Source organism: Azospirillum sp. UFLA03-27 (assembly GCF_059803775.1).
The window spans coordinates 1-21,344 of the sequence record NZ_JAUQTX010000104.1; the positions used below are offsets into that span (position 1 = coordinate 1).

Genomic DNA, 21,344 nt, shown 5'->3' on the forward strand with positions numbered 1-21,344 from the left:
GAGGACGTGAAGGCCTACGCCTACGAGGGGCCGGTCTCCACCCTGCAGTGGACCTTCCTGGGCGACTCCCGCAGCGAAGTGCTGGGCGGGTCGGACGGCAACGACTTCCTGAACCTGCTGGGCGGCGACGACGCGGCGGCGGGCGGGGCCGGTGACGACGTGCTGGACGGCGGCTCGGGCTCCAACTGGCTGATCGGCGGTTCGGGCAAGGACACCTTCTTCGTCGACGGCCGCGGCACCGAGATCACCTGGTCCACCGTCACCGACCTGGAGCAGGGCGAGTGGTCCACCCTCTGGGGCTACAAGGAAGGCGTCTCCACCCTGCGCTGGGAGGAGATGGACGGTGCCGAAGGCTACAAGGGCGCGACGGTCCACTGTGACATCGATGGCAATGGCACCATCGACGCCAGCATGACCTTCGCCGGCAAGGCCGTGGGTGCCATGACCACCACCACCGGCACCATGGGTGACCAGAACTACATCGCTTTCATCAGCCTGTGATCCGGCGCGGTTCGTGATCTGAGGCACCGAGCGGAAAAAACGGCCTGGGGAGTGTTCCCCAGGCCGTTTCTCATTCGCCGCCGCCATTTGAGGCAGCCCATCGGCAGGAGGGCTACCCCTTCTAAAGATTGTGATGACATCGCCTGTTTTCCCTGTATTCGCTCTTGATGTATAGTTTTCGTTTCTTTTCCTCATAGGACAATGACCGTTCATAGGATCATTGAGTTTCCCGTTATCAATCAAGATAACCCAACAACTATGTTCCGTTGATGAGTACGTGTTATTTCTTCTTGGGCAATTGCGAAAAGGCTCTCCGAAAGCGCATGTGATTGTGTGTCGCGCTTCCCCGTATCCGCGAACCTCCCGTAAACGCGAACGATGCGACCGGGCGCCCCAGCGATCACCACAGAATGCACGGAGAGTTTCCCTTGAACGAAGTCATCATCGCGGACGCTGGACTTGAGGATCTCGACGGGCTGCTCAGCCACCGCCGTCCCGACGTCCAGGTCATGCTCGTCTCCGCCGTCGACGATGCCCATGCCGTTCTGGCCGCAGCGCTCGCCACGCGCCCGTCCGTCCTGCATCTGGTCGCCCATGGCGAGCCGGGACGGATCCTGCTGGGCGCCCAGCCGCTGGACGCGCGGTCGCTGCTCGACCGCTCCTGGCCGGACGCGCGCGGCACAGAGATCCATATCCACGCCTGCCATGCCGGTGCGGGTGCCAAGGGCCGTCTCCTCCTCGACCGGTTGGCCGCCACCACGGGCGCCGCGGTCGCGGCCTCCTCGGGTCTGGTCGGTCCGGCGGCTCGGGGCGCTTCCTGGACGCTCGATCTGAGCACCGCGCCGGTCGGCGCCCCCTCCCCCTTCGCGGCGGTTGAGGGATGGACCCATGTCCTGGCCGTGACCGGCACCACGACGGCGGGCCCCGACCTGCTGACCAGCGATGACGAGCCGGATGTGATCGAAGGCGGGGCTGGCAACGACACGCTGATTGGCGGCGGCGGCAACGACACGCTGATCGGCGGTGCGGGTGCCGACCTGCTGGACGGCGGGGCCGGCTTCGACGAGGCGTCCTACGAGACCGCGACCTCCGGCCTCGTGCTGGACTTGCTGAACCCGAGCAACAGCACGGGTGACGCCGCGGGCGACACCTTCATCGACATTGAGCGCTGGGTCGGCTCCAACTTCGACGACACCATGGTGGCCGGGAACGACCCCGTGTGGTTCTGGGCCCATGACGGCGCCGATCTGGTGACCGGCGGGGCCGGCAACGACACGCTGGAGAGCGGCAACGGCAACGACACCGTTCATGGCGGGGCCGGCAACGACCAGATCTTCGGGCGCGCCGACGACGACATGCTCTATGGCGACGACGGCGACGACCTGCTGGTCGGCGGCGGCGGCAAGGACAGCCTGATGGGTGGGGCCGGCAACGACACGTTGGTCGGCGACTGGGACGCCGACACGATGATCGGCGGCGACGGTGATGACGTCTTCTACAGCGGCGAGCACGGCGACCTGAACGAGGCCGACGTCATCGAGGGCGGCGCCGGCAACGACACCTTTATCATCGCCGCGCAGGGCGACGCCGGCACGGTCTCCTACGACGGCGGCACCGGCACCGACACGTTGCGCGTCAGCTCCGACAACGTGACCGATCCGGAAGGCAAGATCACCACGGCGACGCCGCAGATCGACATCTCCGGCATGACCCTGACCAGCGTGGAAAACCTCGATCTGGTCGGCAGCGTCCGCCACACGGTGACGATGACCACCGCCCAAGCCAGCAACTTCACCAGCGGGGTGACGGGGGCCGTGGTGGGCGACGCCTTCACCATCACCGGCACGGCCATGACTGGGACGGCCACCGCCGGCAACGGCAGCCAGCTCGGCGCCGGGCAGGTGCAGGCGGAGACGGTGGATGGCGTCACCTTCCTGCGCATCGGCACCGACGCCACGGCGGGCGCCGACGTGACCCTGCGCTTCGTCGGCAGCTTCACCGCCGGGCAGTTCCAGCTCAACGGCGACACCGTCACGCTGATCGACGCGCCGCCCACCACGACGCCTCCCACGACGGAACCGCCGACCACCACCCCACCGACGACCGAGCCTCCCACCACGGAACCGCCGACCACGACGCCCCCCACGACGGAGCCGCCGACCACCACCCCGCCGGTGGACGACCGTCCTTCGACCGCCATGCAGCGCATCGTGGACGGCGTGACCGAGGACGTGAAGGCCTACGCCTACGAGGGGCCGGTCTCCACCCTGCAGTGGACCTTCCTGGGCGACTCCCGCAGCGAGGTGCTGGGCGGGTCGGACGGCAACGACTTCATCAACCTGCTGGGCGGCGATGACGCGGCCTGGGGCGGGGCCGGTGACGACGTGCTGGACGGCGGCTCGGGCTCCAACTGGCTGATCGGCGGTTCGGGCAAGGACACCTTCTTCGTCGACGGCCGCGGCACCGAGACCACCTGGTCCACCGTCACCGACCTGGAGCAGGGCGAGTGGGCCACGATGTGGGGCTACCAGGAGGGCGTCTCCAAGCTCTCCTGGGAAGAGATGGGCGGGGCCGAAGGCTACAAGGGCGCGACGGTCCATTGCGACATCGACGGCAACGGCACCATCGACGCCAGCATGACCTTCACCGGCAAGGCTGTGGGTGCCATGACCACCACCACCGGCACCATGGGCGACCAGAACTACATCGCCTTCATCAACCTGTAAGCTGAGGTCGTGCGAAACGCGCCGGTCCGGGGGATGCCCTCCCCTGGGCCGGCTTTTTCCTGTTGATGCCGGCTGTTGATGCAACGGGGGTGACCGTCAACCTTGACCGATTCGGGCGTCCATCGTATCGGTTGAACACGGCAAGCGCATTCGCTGTGGAGGTTGACGTTGCGTGGCGAAGACATGAGGCTCCTGCGCGAGGAGCGCAAACTTTCACAGCCGGATTTCGCGGCCTGGCTGAACGAGCGGCTGGAGCGGCGCTACGACCGGTCCAAGATCTCCCGCTGGGAAAGCAACAGCGAGAAGATCCCCGACGCGGTGGTCCGCTTCCTCCTGAAGGAGACGGCGGTGGTGGACGGCAAGCATGGCCCGGCGCTGGTCATCTGCCTCGCCAACCAGAAGGGCGGGGTCGGAAAGACCACCTGCACGGTGAACACCGCCAGCATCCTGGCCCGCGAGGGCTACCGCGTGCTCATCATTGACGCTGACCCGCAGGCCAACGCCACGGCGCATCTCGGCATCGACCTGATCGAGTACGAGGAGGGCCGGCGCAAGTCGCTTGCCCACGTGCTGCGTGAGGAGGTCGCCGTCGAGGACATCGTCGTCCCGGTCGGCGACATCGGGCTGGAGATCGCCCCGTCGAGCATCGAACTGGCGTCGGTCGAGGTGGAGCTGACCGCCGACCCCAGCGGCCCCATGGCCCTGCGGGAACGGCTTCAGGACGCGCGGTCGGCCTATGACTTCATCTTCATCGACTGCCCGCCGAACCTGGGCCAATGCACCGCCAACGGGCTGGTGGCGTCGGACCTCATCGTCATCCCCTGCCAGACCGAGTATCTGTCCTCCATCGGCGTGAACCATCTTCTGAAGACGATCAACAAGCTGAAGCGGCGCTGCCACCCCAGCCTCGCCGTCCTGGGCATCCTGCCGACCATGCACAACGCCCGGCTGAATCAGCATCAGGTGACCCTGGAGCAACTCCACAGCGCGCTGGGCGGCACGCTGCGCATCTTCCCGCCGGTGCCGCGGGCGACGATCTACGGCGACGCCGCCCTTGCCGGACGCGCCGCCCTGGAGGCGGTGCCGGACGCACCGGGCGCCTCGTCCTACCGGGCGCTCGCCGACGCCATCGTCGTGGAGCGGCGCAAGCGCGTGGAGGTGGCCAATGTCGCGTAAACTCGGAACCGGGAACCTTGCCCGGCTGAACGCTATGAGCCGCGGCGCGCTCGCTGTCTTCGCGGAGCCGGAACAGGGTGTGCGTCTCGTCTATCCCGACGTGGACTGGATCGAGGCTAACCCCGACCAGCCGCGCCGCCGCTTCGACGAGGCGGAACTGGCCGCCCTGACGGACTCCATCCGCAAATACGGCCTGCAGCAGCCGATCGGCGTGCGGGAGCTGGGGCCGAGCCGCTTCCAGCTCGTCTTCGGGGAGCGGCGCCTGCGCGCGGTCCGCGCGCTCGGCCAGCAGACGGTGCCCTGCATCCTCGTGCCGGAGGGCATCGACACCGCCGAGGTGGCGGTGGTGGAGAACGTCCTGCGCGCCGATCTGACGCCCTTCGAAGAGGCCGACGCCTTCGTGGCGCTCGTGGAGAAGCATGGCTATTCCCACGCCGATCTCGGCCAGATCATGGGGCGCGACAAGGCGGAGATCACCCGGACCCTTGGGCTGACCCGGGTCGCCCCGGCGGTAAGGGAACGCTGTGAAAGTGCGGAGAGGAAGGTCGCCCGCTACAGGCTCTACCAGATCGCCGCGCTCGACGACGCGGAGGAGCAGATGCGCCTGCTCGACCGCTTGGCCGACGACCAGCCCCAGCCTGAACCCCGCGCCCCCGTCGCCGCGACGCCGGGCGCGCGGGACGAGCCGGAGGCGGTGCTGAGCGCCTTCAGCCTGCGCGTCTCCCGCAACATCCTACGCACGCGCGAGGCCCTGTACGCTTTCCAGGAGAAGCCGAAGCGGCTGGGGGATGTGGACCGCGAGGTCCTGCGCGACCTGCGCCGTTCCATCGACGCCATTCTGGACGGTGAGGAAAACTGACCGGAGCCGGTGAGAATTCTCACCGATCCTTTTCCTCACGCGAAGCGGTGAGAATTCTCACCGGCATTGTCGGAACCCAGGCAAAGAAAAAGGCCCTTCCCCGCATCCGCAGGGAAGGGCCTTTTCGATTTCGGCCGATCAGTGGGCGCTGCCGCCGTCCTCGAAGGACGGGGCCTGGAGGCCGGAGGCTTCCAACTGCGCCACGACCATGCCCTTCAGCCGCTCCAGCCCTTCAGGCGTGCCGGACTCCGCGCGGGCCACCAGCACGTCCTGGGTGTTGGAGGCGCGCAGCAACCACCAGCCGTCCGCCGTCTTGACGCGCACGCCGTCGATGTCGTTGACGTCTGCACCCTCGGCCTTCAGGCGGGCCTTGACCTCCTGGACGACCTGGAACTTGCGCTCTTCGCTCACCTGGAAGCGGGTTTCCGGGGTGTTCACCACGTCCGGCAGGCGGTCGCGCAGTTCCGACAGCGGCTGATTCAGCTTGCTGACCAGACCGATCAGACGCACCGCGCAGTAGAGCGCGTCGTCGAAGCCATACCATTTGTCGGCGAAGAAGATGTGGCCCGACATCTCGCCGGCCAGCGGCGAGCCGGTTTCGGCCATCTTCGCCTTCAGCAGCGAATGGCCGGTCTTCCACATCAGCGGGTTGCCGCCGAGCCGGGCAATCTCGTCGAACAGCGTTTGGCTGGCCTTCACGTCGGCGATGATCGTCGCGCCGGGGTGGCTCTTCAGCACGTCGGCGGCGTAGATCGCCACGAGCTGGTCGCCCCACACCACGCGGCCCAGATGGTCGATGGCGCCGATGCGGTCGCCGTCGCCGTCGAAGCCAATGCCGATGTCGCAGCCATGCTCCGCCACCGCCGCCTTCAGGTCGACGAGATTCTTCTCGACCGTCGGGTCCGGATGGTGGTTGGGGAAGTTGCCGTCGATCTCGTCGAACAGCAGGACGTGCTTGCCCGGCAGCTTCGCGGTCAGGCGGCGCAGGATCTCTCCAGAGGCGCCGTTGCCGGCGTCCCAGGCGATGGTCAGGTCGCGGGTGCCGTCATAGTCGCGCAGCAGGCGCTCCACATAGGCGTCCTTGATATCGAGCTGTTCCGACGACCCTTCGCCGGAGACGTAGTCGGCCTTCGACGCGATGGTGCCGATGTCGAGGATCTGCTGGCCATAGACCGGACCCTTGCCCAGCATCATCTTGATGCCGTTGTAGTCCGGCGGGTTGTGCGAACCGGTGATCATGATGCCGGCCGCCGCCTCGCGGTCGCGGGTGGCGAAATACAGCATTGGGGTGGGGCCGAGCCCGATGCGCAGCACATGCAGGCCGCAGGCGACCAGGCCCTCCACCATGGCGGCTTCCAGCTCCGGCGAGGAGAGCCGGCCATCGTAGCCGACGCAGACGGTCTTCCCGCCGCCGCGGGCGACCACGGTGCCGAAGGCCCGTCCGACCGCGCGGGCGTCCGCCGCGGTCAGGGTGCTGCCGACGATGCCGCGGATGTCGTATTCGCGCAGCACGGTCGGGTGAAAAATGTGGGCTTCGCTCATGGTCTCGACAGTTCTCCTTGGACCGGATCGCTTCAGACGTTCTGGGACAGTGCGGTGGGCCGTCCGATGGAGGAGTAGGCGAAGCCGGCAGCCGCCATGTCCCCCGGATTGTAGACGTTGCGCAGATCGACCATGACCGGCCGTTTCAGCAGGGCCTTGACCCGCTTCAGATCCAGCGCGCGGAACTCGTTCCATTCCGTCAGGATGGCGACGCAGTCGGCTCCGTCCAGGGCGCCGTAGGCGTCCTTCGCCCAGACCACGCCGGGCAGCAGCCTCTCGGCCTCGTGCATGCCGGCGGGATCATAGGCGCGCACGGTGGCGCCGGCGGCCTGCAGTGCCGGGACGATGTCCAGTGACGGGGCATCACGCATGTCGTCGGTGTTGGGCTTGAAGGTAACGCCCAGAACGCCGATCGTCTTGCCGGCCACCGACCCGCCGCAGGCGGCGATGATACGCTCGGCCATCTGCTTCTTGCGCTTGTCGTTGATGTCGACAACCGTCTCGATGATGCGCAGCGGGCTGCCCACCTGCTGGGCGGTGCGCACCAGGGCCAACGTGTCCTTGGGGAAGCAGGAGCCGCCATAACCCGGACCGGGGTGTAGGAACTTCTTGCCGATGCGCCCGTCCAGCCCGATGCCGCGGGCCACGTCATGGACGTTGGCGCCCACCTTCTCGCAGAGGTCGGCGATCTCGTTGATGAAGGTGATTTTGGCGGCCAGGAAGGTGTTGGCTGCGTATTTGGTCAACTCCGCCGTTTCCAGCGAGGTCAGGACGATCGGCGTCTCGATCAGGTAGAGCGGGCGATAGAGGCGGCGCATCACCTCGGCGGCGCGCTCCGAGCTGGTGCCGATGACCACGCGGTCGGGGCGCATGAAGTCGCCGATGGCCGAGCCTTCGCGCAGGAACTCCGGATTGCTCGCCACGTCGAAATCGGCGCCGGGGTTGGCGCGGCGGATGATCGCCTGGACCTCGCGGCCCGTCCCGACCGGCACGGTCGACTTGTTCACCACCACCGTGTAGTGGTCGAGGTTGGCGGCGATCTCCTCGGCGGCGGCGTAGACGTAGGAGAGATCGGCATGGCCATCGCCGCGCCGGGTCGGGGTGCCCACCGCGATGAACACGGCGTCCACGCCGGCCATGGCTTCCTTCAGATCGAGCGTGAAGGAAAGACGTCCGGCGGCGACGTTGCGCGCGACCAGTTCATCCAGGCCGGGTTCATAGATCGGGATCTCACCACGCTTCAGGCGCTCGATCTTGCCGGCGTCCTTGTCGACGCAGGTGACGTGGACGCCGAATTCCGAAAAGCAGGCGCCGGACACCAGCCCGACATAGCCCGTACCGATCATCGCGATGCGCATGAGGAACCCTTGTTTTCAACACCCTTAAGGCCGTCCGTTCCCGGTCCAGCTTTCGGCATGGAGCAGAACGGTGACCGCCTTCAATGGTTGCCTTGTTCTATCAGGATAGCCGTGATGCGGACACCACCTGCGGCAGCCTGCCGCGTGGAGGGCGCGCCTTCTGAAAGTCGATGCGGGGCGTCGATGGCGGCCGCGCCGGGGTTGCCGTGCCGGCGCGGCCGGCCGCCGCGGAACCGCCTGGAAATCCCAGACGCCCCGGATCGTCTGAAATCAGATCGCCTGGAGGTAAGCGGGGTCCAGGGCACCGTGACGGAACGGTATCCAATCCTTGTGGTCGGCCCGGTACTGCAGGCCGTAGGGGTTCTTGAAGAAGATCTTCTGCAGCGGCTGGCCCCCCTCGGCGCGGGTGCGCTCCAGGTCGATCAGGGGCGAGGCGGCGAAGACTTTTTCCCACAGCTCGGCGTTGTCCACGTCGCGGCCCGCGTTCTTCACATAGTCGCGCGCGGTGTCGCTCAGTTGCCAGGCCTCTTCGACCATCGCGTAATAGTCCACAGTACCCTCGGCCATGACCCTGCTCCGAAGCATTCCAGATGTCGCTTGGCATAGCGCATTTTTGGAAGAGAGAAAACTGTCCAGCAATGACGCCGGGTTGTCACGCCGGTGAGGGCCGTCCCAGCGCTCCGGCCAGGGCTGTGACGATCCGGTCCACATCGGCGTCCGCCATGGCTGGAAACAGGGGTAACGACAGCGTCCGGGTGTAATGGGCGTCGGCGCCGGGCAGGGCGAGGTCACCGTAGCGTTCGCGCCAGTAGGGCTGTCGGTGGACCGGAATATAATGAACCTGGGTGCCGATGCCCAGGACCCGCAGATCGGTCATGACCTGTGCCCGTGCCCGTCCGGCGGCGGCGAAGTCGACGCGGACGGCGCAGAGGTGCCAGGCCGGGCGGCACCAGGGCGCGCGGGCGGCGGGCAGGACCAGCGGGGCCAGCGGGGCCAGTCGCTCCGTGTAGAGGTCCATCAGATGGCGCCGCCGCTCCACGAAGGCGTCCAGCCGCTCGAGCTGGCTCAGGGCGAGCGCCGAGTGAATGTCGGTCAGGCGGTAATTGAAGCCCGGTTCCGCCATCTCGTAATACCAGGGATTGGCGGTCCCATCGGCGGTGAAGGCGGCCCCGCGGTCTTCGAATCCCGCCGGGTCCCGCTCCATCCCGTGATTGCGAAAGCGGCGCAGGCGGGCGGCGAGGGCCGGATCATTGGTAGTCACCGCCCCGCCTTCGCCCGCCGCGATGGTCTTCACGGGGTGGAAGGAGAAGGCGGTGAGGGTGCCGAAGCCGTTGGAGCCGACCGGCAGGGCCCGCCCGTCCGGCGTCACGTCCACGCTGCCGATGGCGTGGCAGGCATCCTCGATCACCGCCAGCCCATGGCGGGCGGCGAGCGCGGCGAGCCCGGCCATGTCCGCGGTCTGCCCGGCGAAATGCACAGGCGCCAGGGCGCGCACCCGCCAGCCGGCGCGGGTGGCCCGCTCCATCGCCGCCTCCGCCTGCTCCGGCCCCATCAGGCCGGTCTCGGGATCGACGTCGGCGAAAGCGACTTCTGCTCCCACGTAGCGGGCGGCGTTGGCGGTGGCGAGGAAGGTGATGGTGGGCACCACCACCGCGTCGCCGGGGCCGAGCCCCAGCGCGAGGGTGGCCAGATGCAGGGCGGCGGTCCCGTTGGCGCAGGACACCGCATGGGCCGCGCCGGTGCGCTCGCACAGCGCGCGCTCGAACGCCTCCACCGTCGGCCCCTGGGTCAGCCAGTCGCCGCGCAGGACCGCGGTCACCGCGTCGATGTCGGCCTGATCGACGTCCTGGCGCCCGTAGGGCAGAAAAGGCAGTGGCGGCCGGGACACCGGTTCGCCCATCACGGCGCTTCCGCGAGAAGCCGCATCAGCCGCGCGCCGTCCAGCCAGTCGCCGTTGGTGTCGCTGGCGTAGCGGAAGCCGTCGGCGACCGGCCTGGCGCCCAGCCGCTGATAGGGCTCGTGCGTCCAGAAGGCGAAGGCCGGCTCGATGACGAAGCGGTCCGGCAGTTCGAAGGTCTGGCGGGAATCGTCCTCGGTGATCATCACCTCGTGCAGCTTCTCACCGGGGCGGATGCCGACCTGCTTGTGCGGCAGATGCGGAGCCATCGCGCGGGCCAGATCGGCGATGCGCATGCTGGGGATCTTGGGCACGAAGATCTCCCCGCCCTGCATCATCGCGATGCAGGAGACGACGAAGTCCACCCCGTGCTGCAGCGTGATCCAGAAGCGGGTCATCCGGTCGTCGGTGACCGGCAGGGACACCGCCCCTTCCGCGATCATCCGGCGGAACAGGGGGATCACCGACCCGCGGGACCCCACCACATTGCCGTAGCGCACCACCGAGAAGCGCGTGCCGAGCGAGCCGGACAGGTTGTTGGCGGCGATGAAGATCTTGTCCGAGGCCAGCTTGCTGGCGCCGTAGAGGTTGACCGGGTTGGCCGCCTTGTCTGTGGACAGGGCGATCACCCGCTTCACGCCGGTGTTCAGCGCGGCCCGCACCACGTTTTCCGCCCCATAGACGTTGGTGTGGATGCATTCCATGGGGTTGTATTCGGCGGCAGGCACATGCTTCAGCGCGGCGGCGTGGACGCACACGTCCACTTCGCGCATGGCCAGTTCCAGCCGCTCGCGGTCGCGCACGTCGCCAATGAAGAAGCGCAGCGTGGACGCCCATTCGGGGCCGAGCTGCTGCTGCATCTCGTACTGCTTGAACTCGTCGCGGGAGAAAACGATGACCCGGCGCGGGCTGGCGTGGCGCAGCACCGTCTCCACGAAACGCTTTCCGAAGGACCCACTTCCCCCGGTCACCAGGATCGATTGGCCGTTCAGCATGCCGAAGCCGGGGAGCAGCGCCTCGGTGGGCGATTCGTTCGGACGGTCAAGCTGCTGCATGGTCAGGGGCGTTCGCGCTTCGTGGTTCATTCAGGCCGGTTCGATCGACCTTAGCCCGAGACCCCTAGCAGCGGGTTAACATTCCAGCAAGGAATCCGCGGCTTTCGCGCGCAGGGACGGCGCTGCGGCGCGCTTTTCATCCGACCGGCGATGATATGGAAAAGGCTTCGTGATACTGGAGCGGGCGAAGGGATTCGAACCCTCGACCCCAACCTTGGCAAGGTTGTGCTCTACCCCTGAGCTACGCCCGCGCCGCTCCAACGAAGGAGGCAGGGAGATACCGCACGCGCCCGGCGGAGCGCAAGCCCTCTGTTTGGCTTGCGCTGAGATTTTTCTCTTCGGACGCCTCCATCCGCCTTCTTGGCGCATCGGAAGGAGACGTTAGGCTTAAAGTTATAACCCGCTCAATGCTGTTGACTTCCCTGCGTCGACTGTGGAAATTTCCTCTCACAAAACAAAGGCCTTGAGGTCTGGGGAGGAAACCAAAAACATCATGATGCTCTAAGAGCATTCGTCTGCCGCGCCGACCTCGTGTCCGGACGCGGCTTTTTTTTGCCTATCGCCGTTCCTTTGCCGAGAACCGGTAATACCACTCTAGGCAATGGTAGGCGGGACTTGGCCCCGCCTGCCCGCGGTGCTCCGCGTCACAGCCTGATGCCGCCGGCTTCCAAATAGGATTCCAGCGTCAGCGCCTCGACCGTCGTCCGTCCGGCACGGAGCTGTTCGCGCAGGCCCTCCTCCATCCGCTCGCGCCCTGCCGCCTTGGCGAGCGTGGCGGCGGCTTCGGCCTGGGGCACCACGACCACCCCGTCGTCGTCGCCAATCACGATGTCGCCCGGCGCGACCATCACGCCGCCACAGACGATGGGGGTGTTCACGTCGCCTGTGGGTTGGGTCTTCGTGGTGCCCTTCATGCTGGTCCCCCGGCAGAAGACGGGAAAGCCCATGTTGCGGATGGCCGCGGCGTCGCGCACGCAACCGTCGATGACCAGCCCGGCCAAGCCCCGTTGGATCGCCGCCTCGGTCAGCACGTCGCCCCAGGGGCCAGCCTCGGTCATGCCCTTGAAATCCACCACCAGCACGTCGCCCGGACGGGTCAGCGCCATGGCGGCGTGGATCATCAGATTGTCGGTGGGGCCGCCGGATACGGTCACCGCGGTGCCGAACAGCGTCATGCCTTGATAGAGAGGCTTGATCGGAAAGGACATTGCGCCCTTCTTGCCCATCGCTTCGTGCAGCGTGGCGGGGGACTGGCCTCGAAACGCGGCGACCAGATCGGGGGCGGGACGGGGAAACTCTTTGACGACGCTCATCGCACAGGCACCTTTCACGGCGTGAAGGCCGCCCGCTTCCGGAAGAGAGGGCGGGCGGGGATAAGGAAGCATTGGGACTCATTCGTCCTTGAAGGCCTCGTCGCGGCGGCGGCGCACCGCCGGCATCACCATCAGGAGGAGCAGAAGGGCGGCGGCGACCAGCAGACTGCCGCTGATCGGGCGGGTGGCGAAGACGGTGGGGTCGCCACCCGACAGCAGCAGGGCGCGCCCCAGATTCTCCTCCAGCAGGGGACCCAGCACGAAGCCCAGCATCAGCGGCGCCGGCTCGCAGTCCAGCTTGCGCAGGACGTAGCCCAGGACGCCGAACAGAGCCATCAGCAGAACGTTGAAAGCGCTGTTGTTCAGCGTGTAGGTGCCGATGCAGCAGAAGACCAGGATGGCCGGGAACAGATAGCCGTAGGGCACCCGCAGCAGCCGCACCCACAGCCCGATCATCGGCAGGTTCAGGATCACCAGGATCACGTTGCCGATCAGCATGCTGGCGATCATGCCCCAGAACAGCTCCGGCTGCTTGGCCATGATCTGCGGCCCCGGCGTAATGCCGTGGATGGTCATGGCGCCGATCATCAGGGCCATGATGGCGTTGGGCGGGATGCCCAGGCTGAGCATCGGGATGAAGCAGGCTTGCGAGGCGGCGTTGTTGGCGGCCTCCGGTGCGGCCACTCCCTCGATGGCGCCCTGGCCGAAGCGCTCCGGCCGGCGGGACACCTTCTTTTCCAGCGAATAGGCGGCGAAGGAGCCCAGCGTGGCGCCGCCGCCGGGCAGGATGCCCAGCAGCGCCCCCATCACCGTGCCGCGTACCGTCGCCGGCCAAGCTTGGCGGATATCCTCGCGTTTCGGCCACAGGCTGGCGATGGGGGCGGTGGTCCGCCCGACGCCGCCGGTCTGCTCCAGGCTGGCGATGATCTCGGCCAGCCCGAACAGGCCCATGGCGAGCGGAACGAAGTCGATGCCGTCGTAAAGCTGCGGCAGGCCGAAGGTGAAACGCGTGTCGCCGGAATTCACGTCGGTGCCGACCATGCTCAGCAGCAGGCCCAACAGGATCATCGCGATGGCCTTCACCACCGATCCGTGGGCCAGCGTCACTGCCCCGATCAGGCCCAGCAGCATCAGCGACACATACTCCGCCGGCCCGAAGGCGAGCGCCACCCCGGCCAGCGGCGGGCCCGCCACGGCGATCAGGAAGGTCGTGACGATGCCGGCGAACAGCGAGGCGAGCGCCGCCGTGGCGAGTGCCACTCCGGCCCGGCCCTGCCGCGCCATGGCGTGGCCGTCCAGGCAGGTGACGACGGAGGAGGATTCGCCGGGCAGATTCACCAGGATCGCCGTCGCCGACCCGCCATACTGCGAGCCGTAGAAGATGCCCGCCAGCATGATGAGCGCGCCGACCGGCGGCAGGTGGAAGGTCAGGGGCAGGAGCATCGCCACCGTCGCGGTGGGACCCAGACCGGGCAGGACACCGATCAGCGTGCCGATCAACGCCCCGCCGAAGCAGAGCAGCAGATTGTCCGGGGACAGCGAGACCGACAGGCCGAGCAGCAGGTTGCCGAGCAACTCCGTCATGGCCACACCCGCAGGGGCAGGCCCAGTCCCCAGACGAACAGCGCGACGCAGCCCGCCGCCAGGGTGCCGCCCAGAAAGGCCAGAGGAACCGGGCGCAACGGTTGGCCGGCCAGATTGCCCAGCCCCACCAGAATCAGCACCGCGGGCACCAGCCCCAGGAGTTCCACCGTTCCGGCGAAGGCCAGCACCGCCGCCGTCACGCCAAGAAGAGGGCGCCAGCCACAGGCCGGCAGGCCGGCGCCATGGGCCAGCAGGCTTCGCCCGGTCACCACGGCGCCGGCCAGCACCATCAGAAACCCGATCATCCGCGGGAAGAAACCGGATTGCACGTAGGCGAGCGTCCCGGTGGGCCAATCGCGCCCCAGCCACAGGGCGGCCAGACCGAAAGCCGCGATCAGCAGGCCGGCGGCCAGATCCTGCGGCGCCCGGACCGGAATCCCCAAAGGCGCCTCCCTGCCATCCGCGATGGTTGGGAGCGTGTTTTCGAGCGCGTCTCGCGCGGTGTCGCGAGCGGCTGTGGACAGGCCGCGGGGTGGGGCGGTCGTGGAAGAAGGGGGGCGGAGGTCTGAGAAGGGCAGGCTCGGCATGGGGCTTCCACGGCTTTCAATGGGCGGCTTTCGGAGGAGGTGAGTGCGGCTCCGGTCGCCGACCCATCGCCTTTCACAAGCATAAGGATAAAATTCAACAGGGAATCTTTATCCCTCGTTGTTTATGCATCCTAATCAGATTACCAAAAAGGGCAAGAGCATCGAATCATTGCGTGTTTGTGCTGCTCATGAGCCGGAGTGTGAGGACGAAGGCTTGCCTTTCTGACTGATGAATCACTGAAAGGTTGATGAGTGTTTTCGAATGCACGCAGCGCTGCGAAATCTGAAAGCCGCCCTTTCATGTTTCTTGCCCCGGCGGCGCATGCCCGTTACCCAGGGCGCGCCGTAAACAAGGACAGGACGAAGGAGATCAGGGGATGACGCGCCGCCTGCGCCCGTGGACCGTGCTTGAAAGCCGCGAACTGCTCGACGCCGATCCATTCTTGAAAGTCCATGTCGAGACGGTGGAACTACCCGATGGGCGGGTCATCCGGGACTACTACCAGTTCGACATGCCGTCCTTTGCCTGTATCTTCGCCGAGATGGAGGATGGGCGCGCCATCGTTTATCGCCAGTATCGGCACGGGCCGCGGCGCGTGAATCTGACCTTTCCCGGCGGCCATCTGTCGCCGGACGAAGACCCGCTGGAAGCGGCCCGGCGGGAGCTTCTGGAGGAGACCGGTTTCGTCTCCGACCATTGGACGGCGCTTGGCGGCTATACGGTCAACGCCAACCAGGGCGGTGCGGTGTCCCATATGTTTCACGCCACCGGTTGCCGCCAGGTGGCCGATCCGCTGTCCGACGATCTGGAGGAGACGGAAATCCTGTTCATGACGCGGGAGGAACTGCTGACCGCCATCGGACAGGGCGAGATCGCCCTGCTCACCCAGATCGCCCTGGTCAGCATGGTGTGGCAGAACGACATCCGGACGGCGCTCAGCCACCGTCACCGGTGACGCGGCTTCGCTTGCCGCTGTGCAGCAAGCCGTCTTTCCTCCAGCCAAGCGGAAGCTTGGCTTTTTTGATCTTTGTCAAAAAATGAGTATGTCTTCGGAATACATGGCCCGTTTACGCGCTGTTAATCAAATCGGTTCATAAATGGCCACACCAAGTTCTCTTGGTTTCCTCCCTCCCAGAACTAGGATGCGCCTCACCGGCTGCAGCCTTTTCTTTTTCCGGATCCTGTCATTCAAAGGGATGGGGAGGGGGACGACAAAGCGCGGGGTATTTTTGCGAGGACCGCTCAGCAGGGGCTTGACCTTTGCTGCATTGCAGCATAAATTGAGTCCCGGATGCCCTTTGGGCGTTTCCTCCCTAGACTTGAAGGCCGCGCCGTCCTGGCTGCGGCCTTTTTCTTGACTCCGGCCTGTGGGGGTGTCGCCCGGCGCCTGTGCGATCGTCTCTCGCGGCGTGGTAGCGCCCATGATATGCAAGCCGGACCATAGAAGCCCCGTTCGTTGAACCGAAGGCCCGCACCATGGCCGAGCGCCGCACACCCTCCCTGTCCACCCTCCGCAACCTCGGGCGGGGGCTGCTCGTCCTGCTCCTGCTTGGCGGAGCCGGGGCTTGGTGGTCATGGCATGGCGCCTTCGGGATGGACGCGCTCCAGGACATCCTGCGTCATCACCCCGCGGCACCGGTCCTGTTCCTGTTCCTGCACATCCTGGCCAGCCTGCTGTTCTTCCCGCGCTCCGTCATGGCGATGGTCGCCGGGCTGGTCTTCGGAGTCTGGTGGGGCGGGGTGCTGGCGGCGGCGGGCAGTGTGATCGGCGCCTCCACCGGCTTCCTGCTGACCCGCTATGTCTGCGACGGGCTGGTTCCGGCCCTGGACCGGGCGCGCTGGGGCGACGTCCTGCGCCGGTTGGAGACCGGCGGCTGGCGCGCCGTCGCCATGCTGCGGCTGGTTCCCGTGCTGCCGCACAGCGGTGTGAACTACGCGCTCGGTCTGACGCGGGTGCGGCTCGGCGCCTACGCCTTCGGGTCGCTGGTCGGGCAGTTGCCGATGACCGTGGCCTTCGTGCAGTTCGGCGCCGCGGGCGACCACGCCCTGGCCGGCAAGCCGGACTGGATCGCGCCGACCGTCATTGGGCTCAGCCTGCTGATCCTGTCGGTTCTGCTGCCGAAGGTCGGGCCGAAGCTGCGGGAGAAGTTCGGCGCCGGGCGCGCCTGACGGCGCCGCCTTGCATGGTCCTTGCGGAGACACCATGAACATCGTCTTCATTCACCAGAACATGCCCGGCCAGTACAAGCATCTGGCCGCCCGCCTGGCCGCCGACCCGGCGAACCGTGTCGTCTTCATCACCAAGCGCACCGACCGGGACATCCCGAACGTCCGCCGCCTCTCCTACCAGCCCAGCCGAAAGGCGCGGGAGAACGCGCATCCCTATCTGGTGTCCACGGAGAACGCGGTCCTGCACGGGCAGGCCGCGGCCCGGCTGCTGATGGGCCTGCGCGAGGAGGGCTTCCGCCCTGACGTCATCGTCGGCCATCCGGGTTGGGGCGAGACGCTGTTCGTCAAGGACGTGTTCCCCAACGCCCCCTACCTGAACTACTGCGAGTTCTTCTACCGCGCCCAGGGGCTGGACGTCGGCTTCGACCCGTCGGTCCCGGTCAATGTGGACACCGTGCTGCGGCTGCGCATGCGCAGCACGCCGCTGCTGCTGGCGCTGGAGGCCTGCGACCGCGGCATCGCCCCGACCGAGTGGCAGCGCGACTCCCACCCGGCGCCGTTCCACCCGAAGATCGAGGTCATCCACGACGGGGTGGACACCGCCCACCTTCTGCCCGACCCGGACATCCGGGTCACCCTGGCCGACGGCACGGTGCTGACGCGCCAGGACGAGGTGCTGACCTACGCCGTGCGCAACCTGGAGCCCTACCGCGGTTTCCCCAGCTTCATGCGCGCCCTGCCGGGCATCCTGGAGGCGCGTCCCAAGGCCCATGTGCTGATCGCTGGCGGCGACGAGGTCAGCTACGGCTCGGCGCCTCCCGGCGGGAAGAGCTGGCGGGAAACCATGCTGGCCGAGGTGCCGCTGGACCCGGCGCGCGTCCATTTCCTGGGGCACCTTCCCTACGATCAGTATCTGTCGGTCCTGCGGCTGTCGCGGGCGCATGTCTACCTGACCTATCCCTTCGTCCTGTCCTGGTCGATGGTGGAATCCATGGCGCTCGGCTGCGTGGTGATCGGCTCCGACACCGCTCCAGTGCGGGAAGTCATCCGGCACGGCGAGAATGGACTGCTGGCCGATTTCTTCTCCCCCGACGATATCGCTGGCAAAGCCGTCGCGGTGCTGGAGGACCCCGGCGCCTTCGCCCCGCTGGCCCGCGCCGCGCGGGAGACGGCGGTGGAGCGGTTCGACCTGTCCCATTGCCTGGAACGCCAGATCGCGCTGATCCGCGCGATGGCCTGAGGCGAGGGAAGCCCCCACTCCAAGAGGCAATATTTTCCGGTGGGTGGGCAGAAGCCGCCGCCCATAGGGAGATTTTTGCCGAGCGCGTGAGCCGGAAATGACTTTTTTGCGCCCGCGAAACGCGATGCCCGTACCGAGGGCGGCGGCGGGGCGGAACCCCCGGCATTGGTTTGATTTTGAGATAATTTCCAAACGAAGGCGTGGGAATCGCCGGATCAGGGCGCGGGGCATGGCATGACCCTTGCGATGGTATGGGTACCAATCCGGCGAACCCGAACACGAGTGCCTGCCATGTCCATGACCGCAGTCCAGCCGATGCCGGCTGCTTCGGCGACCGCCCTGGAGGCGGATGACGCCCTCTTGCTGTCCAACACCCCGCGCCGCGGCGGCTTCGCCTGGGAGGCCGTGAAGACCCTGATCGCCGTCGCCGTCTTCGCCGCGATGCTGCTGCCGGTGGCTTTCCCGTCGAAGGCGAGCCCGCAGGGCCGGCTTCAGCAGGCATCCTCGGAGGACATGGCGCCGCCCGCCGTCAAGGCCGTGGCGAAGGTCGACGGACAGAAGGCCGTCCGCAAGCCGGTGACGAGCAACTGAATTCCTGAAAGCGCGCCGTTCATGCGCGAAAGGCGTCCGGTGTTGCCATCGGACGCCTTCGTCGTTCTTTGACGGACCGGTGCCGCTCAGAGCGGGCGGGCACCAGTGCGGATGATGGTGCCGACATGCCCGCCGCGCAGCGCGGCGGTCAGGCGGCCCGGAACCAGCCCGTTGACGACCTGCACGCGCTCCAGGTGGCGGGCGTTCGCCATCACCTCCAGCAGCGCACCGTCCAGCGGCAACGTGCCGCCCTGCTTCGCCAATTCGGTGGCGGTGGTCTCACGCAGCAGCTCTGCCGTGCCGCCCTCGGGGCCGTTCGGGTCGGCGCTGTAGATGCCGTCCACATCCTCCACGATGGTCAGCCCGGCGGCGCCCAGGGCGTCGGCCAGCAGGAATGCGCCGGTGTCGGCCCGATGCTGCGGGATGCGCGAGCCGGGGAACTCGTGGTGATGGTAGGGCGGGAAGGCGCTGCCCACCACGGCGCGGGCGGCCGACAGATGAACCGCCAACTGGTTCGCGATGGTGCCGTGCTCGACGTAGGACACGCCGTCCGGCGAGAGCAGCGCGGCCAGGATGTGGCCGTTCTGCCCGGCCTCGGTCGCGGCGAGCGGGGCGAGCGAGCCGACCGGCAGGCCGAGATCCAGCCCGACGCTGTAGAGATGGCGGGCGCGGATGCCGGCGCCGGTCAGAATCAGCAGCCGGTGCTCCGGCAGGATGCTCCGGATCTCCTCGACGATTGGCAGGATCGCCTCGTGGCCGCGGTCCATGATCGACCGCCCGCCGATCTTCACGACCTGGAGCCAGGGCAGCAGGCGGATCGGGCAGACGCCGGCGACCGGGGCGGTCAGGCTGCCGTCGAGAAGGGTCTGGCGCGCGAGCGGCGAGGCCACATGCTTGATGTTGTTGGCATGCTTCTTGTGCTGGGTGTCGGACATGGCGTGTGGTCCTTCAGCGCGCGGTGATGATGGTGCCGACATGCTCGCCGGCGAGCGCGCGGGTCAGGTTGCCGGGGACGAGGCCGTTGACGACCTGCACCTCGCGGACGTGGCGGGCGTTCTTCAGCAGGTCGAGCACCGGGAACTCCAGGATCGAGTCCTGAAGCCCCTTCGCCTTCATCTCGTCCACCGAGATCCTCGGGATGAAGGTGGCGTTCCTGGAGGTCTTCGGGTTCCCGGTGTAGAGCCCGTTCTCGTCCTTCACGTAGATCATCGCCCTGCAGCCGAACTGTTCGGCCACCAGGAAGCAGCCGGCGTCGGTGCGGTAGGGCGGAATGACGCCCTCGGCGGCAGGGCGCATCCACAGCTTGTAGGGCGGCATGCCGCTGAAGACGACGGCGTTCACTTCGGCCAGGAATAACGGTACCGACGACAAGCCGGCGCCGTCCACCGCGGAGATGCCATGCTTGGCGAGGAGCTGGCCGAGCATCGCGGCGTTCTGGTCGGCGACCGAGCCGCCGAGCTGCGAGAGCAGGCCGGCCGGCAGGTTCAGTCCCGCCGCGATCGAGTAGATGTGGCGGGCGCGGGTTCCGGCGCCGGTTCCGATCAGCAGCTTGTGCTCCTTGCGGGCGGCGACGATCTCGTCGACCAGCGGGTAGACGGCGGCGCGGCCGCGGTCGATGACGCTCTGCCCGCCGATCTTGAGCACCGTCGCGTTCGGCAGGATGCGGAAATCCGCCGCGACGTCCGCCGCCGCCAGAAGCTGCGCGTCGGTCAGCGACCGCTGCATGAGGAGCGCTTCAAGCTCCGCTGTCGTGCTGGTCATGAGGGGCTGTTCCCTTTCGGTTCGAAGGCATGTCGGTGGGGGCCGTTTCCTCCCGGTCCGGTCCGAGGGAAAGGCATCCGGCGGAATCAGTGGCAAGCGGGTGTGGCCCCGCCTTGTCGATCCCGCAAAACGGCGTTTCAAAGGCTAGGCCTTGTATCAGGCGTTGACGGAACCGTGATCTCTTCCCGTGTAAGCGTCAACCCGGAAATTAAAAAATATTGTTGTTTTTCATGGCGTTATGAAGGTGGCGGTGATAACGCCGCTTCTGCCGTCTGCTCCGTCCGCCGGGGTGTTGCGTGTGGTCCCGGCGGTGCATGGTGGAAAAGGAGCCGGCTACAGGGTGATGAAGGCGATGTAGGACTCGCTGCCGGCCATGCCGGTGGTGACGGTCATGGCGCTCACGGCCATACCGGTGAAGGTCATGCTGGCGTCGATGGTGCCGTTGCCGTCGATGTCGCAGCGGACGGTGGCGCCCTTGTAGCCTTCGGCGCCGCCCATCTCCTCCCAGGTCAGCCGGGACTGTCCGGGCACGAATCCCCAGAGGGTCGCCCACTCGCCGCGTTCCAGATCGACGATGGTGGACCAAGTGACCTCGCCCCCACGCCCATCCACGAAGAAGGTGTCGTGGCCCGGCCCGCCGATCAGCCAGTTGGAGCCGGAGCCGCCGTCCAGCACGTCGTCACCGGCCCCACCCGCCGCCGCGTCGTCGCCGCCCATCAGGTTGATGAAGTCGTTGCCGTCCGACCCGCCGACCACCTCGTCCTCGGCGGTTCCCAGGAAGCTCCACTGCAGGGTGGTGACCGGCCCCTCGTAGGCGTAGGCCGCTACCCTCGTCTGCACACCGTCCACGATCCGGCTGAAAGGCACGGAGGGCCGCGCCGGAACCGGGTCGGGAAGCGGCGCCGAAACCGACGGGGCGGCCGGCGACGGCGTCGGAGAGCTGTCTCTTATACACATCTGACGCTGCCGACGATTATACGCGAG

17 protein-coding genes, 1 tRNA gene and 2 pseudogenes are annotated in these 21,344 nt (G+C 67.2%); 8 read left to right on the forward strand and 12 right to left on the reverse strand.

Going from position 1 to position 21,344, the window contains the following annotated elements:
- The 4 genes and pseudogenes from Q4I23_RS16570 to Q4I23_RS16585 form a co-directional block, all read left to right on the forward strand.
- Positions 1-501, forward strand: a pseudogene (locus tag Q4I23_RS16570) (DUF4347 domain-containing protein); the annotation flags it as partial.
- Positions 502-929: 428 nt separating this feature from the next.
- Positions 930-3,227, forward strand: a complete 2,298-nt coding sequence (locus tag Q4I23_RS16575; protein WP_498526927.1) for a DUF4347 domain-containing protein — start codon at positions 930-932, stop codon at positions 3,225-3,227.
- A 183-nt stretch (positions 3,228-3,410) separates the two neighbouring features.
- Entirely contained in the window at positions 3,411-4,403 is a 993-nt protein-coding gene (locus Q4I23_RS16580) for an AAA family ATPase (RefSeq protein WP_014200331.1), read from the forward strand.
- Positions 4,393-5,262 carry a ParB/RepB/Spo0J family partition protein gene (locus Q4I23_RS16585; RefSeq protein ID WP_237908285.1) on the forward strand — a complete coding sequence of 290 codons (870 nt, stop codon included), beginning with the start codon at positions 4,393-4,395 and terminating at the stop codon, positions 5,260-5,262. Before Q4I23_RS16580 ends, Q4I23_RS16585 begins: the two co-directional genes overlap by 11 nt.
- Positions 5,263-5,400: 138 nt before the next feature.
- On the opposite strand, the gene pgmG is transcribed toward Q4I23_RS16585, so the two are convergent.
- From pgmG to Q4I23_RS16630, 9 genes are all read right to left on the reverse strand, one after another.
- On the reverse strand, positions 5,401-6,804 hold the full coding sequence (gene pgmG, locus Q4I23_RS16590; RefSeq protein ID WP_498526928.1) for a phosphoglucomutase/phosphomannomutase PgmG: 1,404 nt from the start codon (positions 6,802-6,804) through the stop codon (positions 5,401-5,403).
- Positions 6,805-6,836: 32 nt separating this feature from the next.
- Positions 6,837-8,162 carry a UDP-glucose dehydrogenase family protein gene (locus Q4I23_RS16595; RefSeq protein WP_454021014.1) on the reverse strand — a complete coding sequence of 442 codons (1,326 nt, stop codon included), beginning with the start codon at positions 8,160-8,162 and terminating at the stop codon, positions 6,837-6,839.
- 270 nt (positions 8,163-8,432) lie between these two features.
- Entirely contained in the window at positions 8,433-8,729 is a 297-nt protein-coding gene (locus Q4I23_RS16600; RefSeq protein WP_109068154.1) for a hypothetical protein, read from the reverse strand.
- An 85-nt stretch (positions 8,730-8,814) separates the two neighbouring features.
- On the reverse strand, positions 8,815-10,062 hold the full coding sequence (gene pseC, locus Q4I23_RS16605) for a UDP-4-amino-4,6-dideoxy-N-acetyl-beta-L-altrosamine transaminase (RefSeq protein ID WP_498526929.1): 1,248 nt from the start codon (positions 10,060-10,062) through the stop codon (positions 8,815-8,817).
- Positions 10,062-11,144 (reverse strand): UDP-N-acetylglucosamine 4,6-dehydratase (inverting), encoded by a 1,083-nt coding sequence (pseB, locus tag Q4I23_RS16610; protein WP_498526930.1) that lies wholly within the window; start codon positions 11,142-11,144, stop codon positions 10,062-10,064. Before pseB ends, pseC begins: the two co-directional genes overlap by 1 nt.
- Before the next feature lie 146 nt (positions 11,145-11,290).
- Positions 11,291-11,365 (reverse strand) — tRNA-Gly (locus tag Q4I23_RS16615).
- A 393-nt stretch (positions 11,366-11,758) separates the two neighbouring features.
- Positions 11,759-12,427 carry a 4-carboxy-4-hydroxy-2-oxoadipate aldolase/oxaloacetate decarboxylase gene (locus Q4I23_RS16620; RefSeq protein WP_498526931.1) on the reverse strand — a complete coding sequence of 223 codons (669 nt, stop codon included), beginning with the start codon at positions 12,425-12,427 and terminating at the stop codon, positions 11,759-11,761.
- A gap of 78 nt (positions 12,428-12,505) precedes the next feature.
- Positions 12,506-14,011 (reverse strand): tripartite tricarboxylate transporter permease, encoded by a 1,506-nt coding sequence (locus Q4I23_RS16625; RefSeq protein WP_498526932.1) that lies wholly within the window; start codon positions 14,009-14,011, stop codon positions 12,506-12,508.
- Positions 14,008-14,454, reverse strand: a complete 447-nt coding sequence (locus Q4I23_RS16630; RefSeq protein ID WP_454021019.1) for a tripartite tricarboxylate transporter TctB family protein — start codon at positions 14,452-14,454, stop codon at positions 14,008-14,010. The genes Q4I23_RS16625 and Q4I23_RS16630 overlap by 4 nt, the downstream gene beginning before the upstream one ends.
- Before the next feature lie 521 nt (positions 14,455-14,975).
- Here Q4I23_RS16630 and Q4I23_RS16635 point away from each other — a divergent pair.
- From Q4I23_RS16635 to Q4I23_RS16650, 4 genes are all read left to right on the forward strand, one after another.
- Positions 14,976-15,554: an NUDIX hydrolase gene (locus Q4I23_RS16635; RefSeq protein ID WP_454021020.1), complete on the forward strand. Its 579-nt coding sequence runs from the start codon at positions 14,976-14,978 to the stop codon at positions 15,552-15,554.
- Positions 15,555-16,075: 521 nt separating this feature from the next.
- Entirely contained in the window at positions 16,076-16,768 is a 693-nt protein-coding gene (locus tag Q4I23_RS16640) for a TVP38/TMEM64 family protein (protein WP_498526933.1), read from the forward strand.
- 34 nt (positions 16,769-16,802) lie between these two features.
- Positions 16,803-18,008 carry a glycosyltransferase family 4 protein gene (locus Q4I23_RS16645; RefSeq protein WP_454021021.1) on the forward strand — a complete coding sequence of 402 codons (1,206 nt, stop codon included), beginning with the start codon at positions 16,803-16,805 and terminating at the stop codon, positions 18,006-18,008.
- Between the two features lie 291 nt (positions 18,009-18,299).
- The gene (locus Q4I23_RS16650; RefSeq protein ID WP_454021022.1) at positions 18,300-18,599 is read left to right on the forward strand and encodes a hypothetical protein; all 300 of its coding nucleotides are present in this window, start codon (positions 18,300-18,302) and stop codon (positions 18,597-18,599) included.
- Between the two features lie 86 nt (positions 18,600-18,685).
- Here the strand turns inward: Q4I23_RS16650 and Q4I23_RS16655 are convergent, their stop codons facing one another.
- The 3 genes and pseudogenes from Q4I23_RS16655 to Q4I23_RS16665 all read right to left on the reverse strand — a co-directional run.
- Positions 18,686-19,534 (reverse strand): amino acid kinase family protein, encoded by an 849-nt coding sequence (locus Q4I23_RS16655; RefSeq protein ID WP_498526934.1) that lies wholly within the window; start codon positions 19,532-19,534, stop codon positions 18,686-18,688.
- Positions 19,535-19,547: 13 nt separating this feature from the next.
- On the reverse strand, positions 19,548-20,360 hold the full coding sequence (locus Q4I23_RS16660) for an amino acid kinase family protein (protein WP_237908273.1): 813 nt from the start codon (positions 20,358-20,360) through the stop codon (positions 19,548-19,550).
- Positions 20,361-20,693: 333 nt separating this feature from the next.
- Positions 20,694-21,344 (reverse strand): annotated as a pseudogene (locus Q4I23_RS16665) (carbohydrate-binding domain-containing protein); the annotation flags it as partial.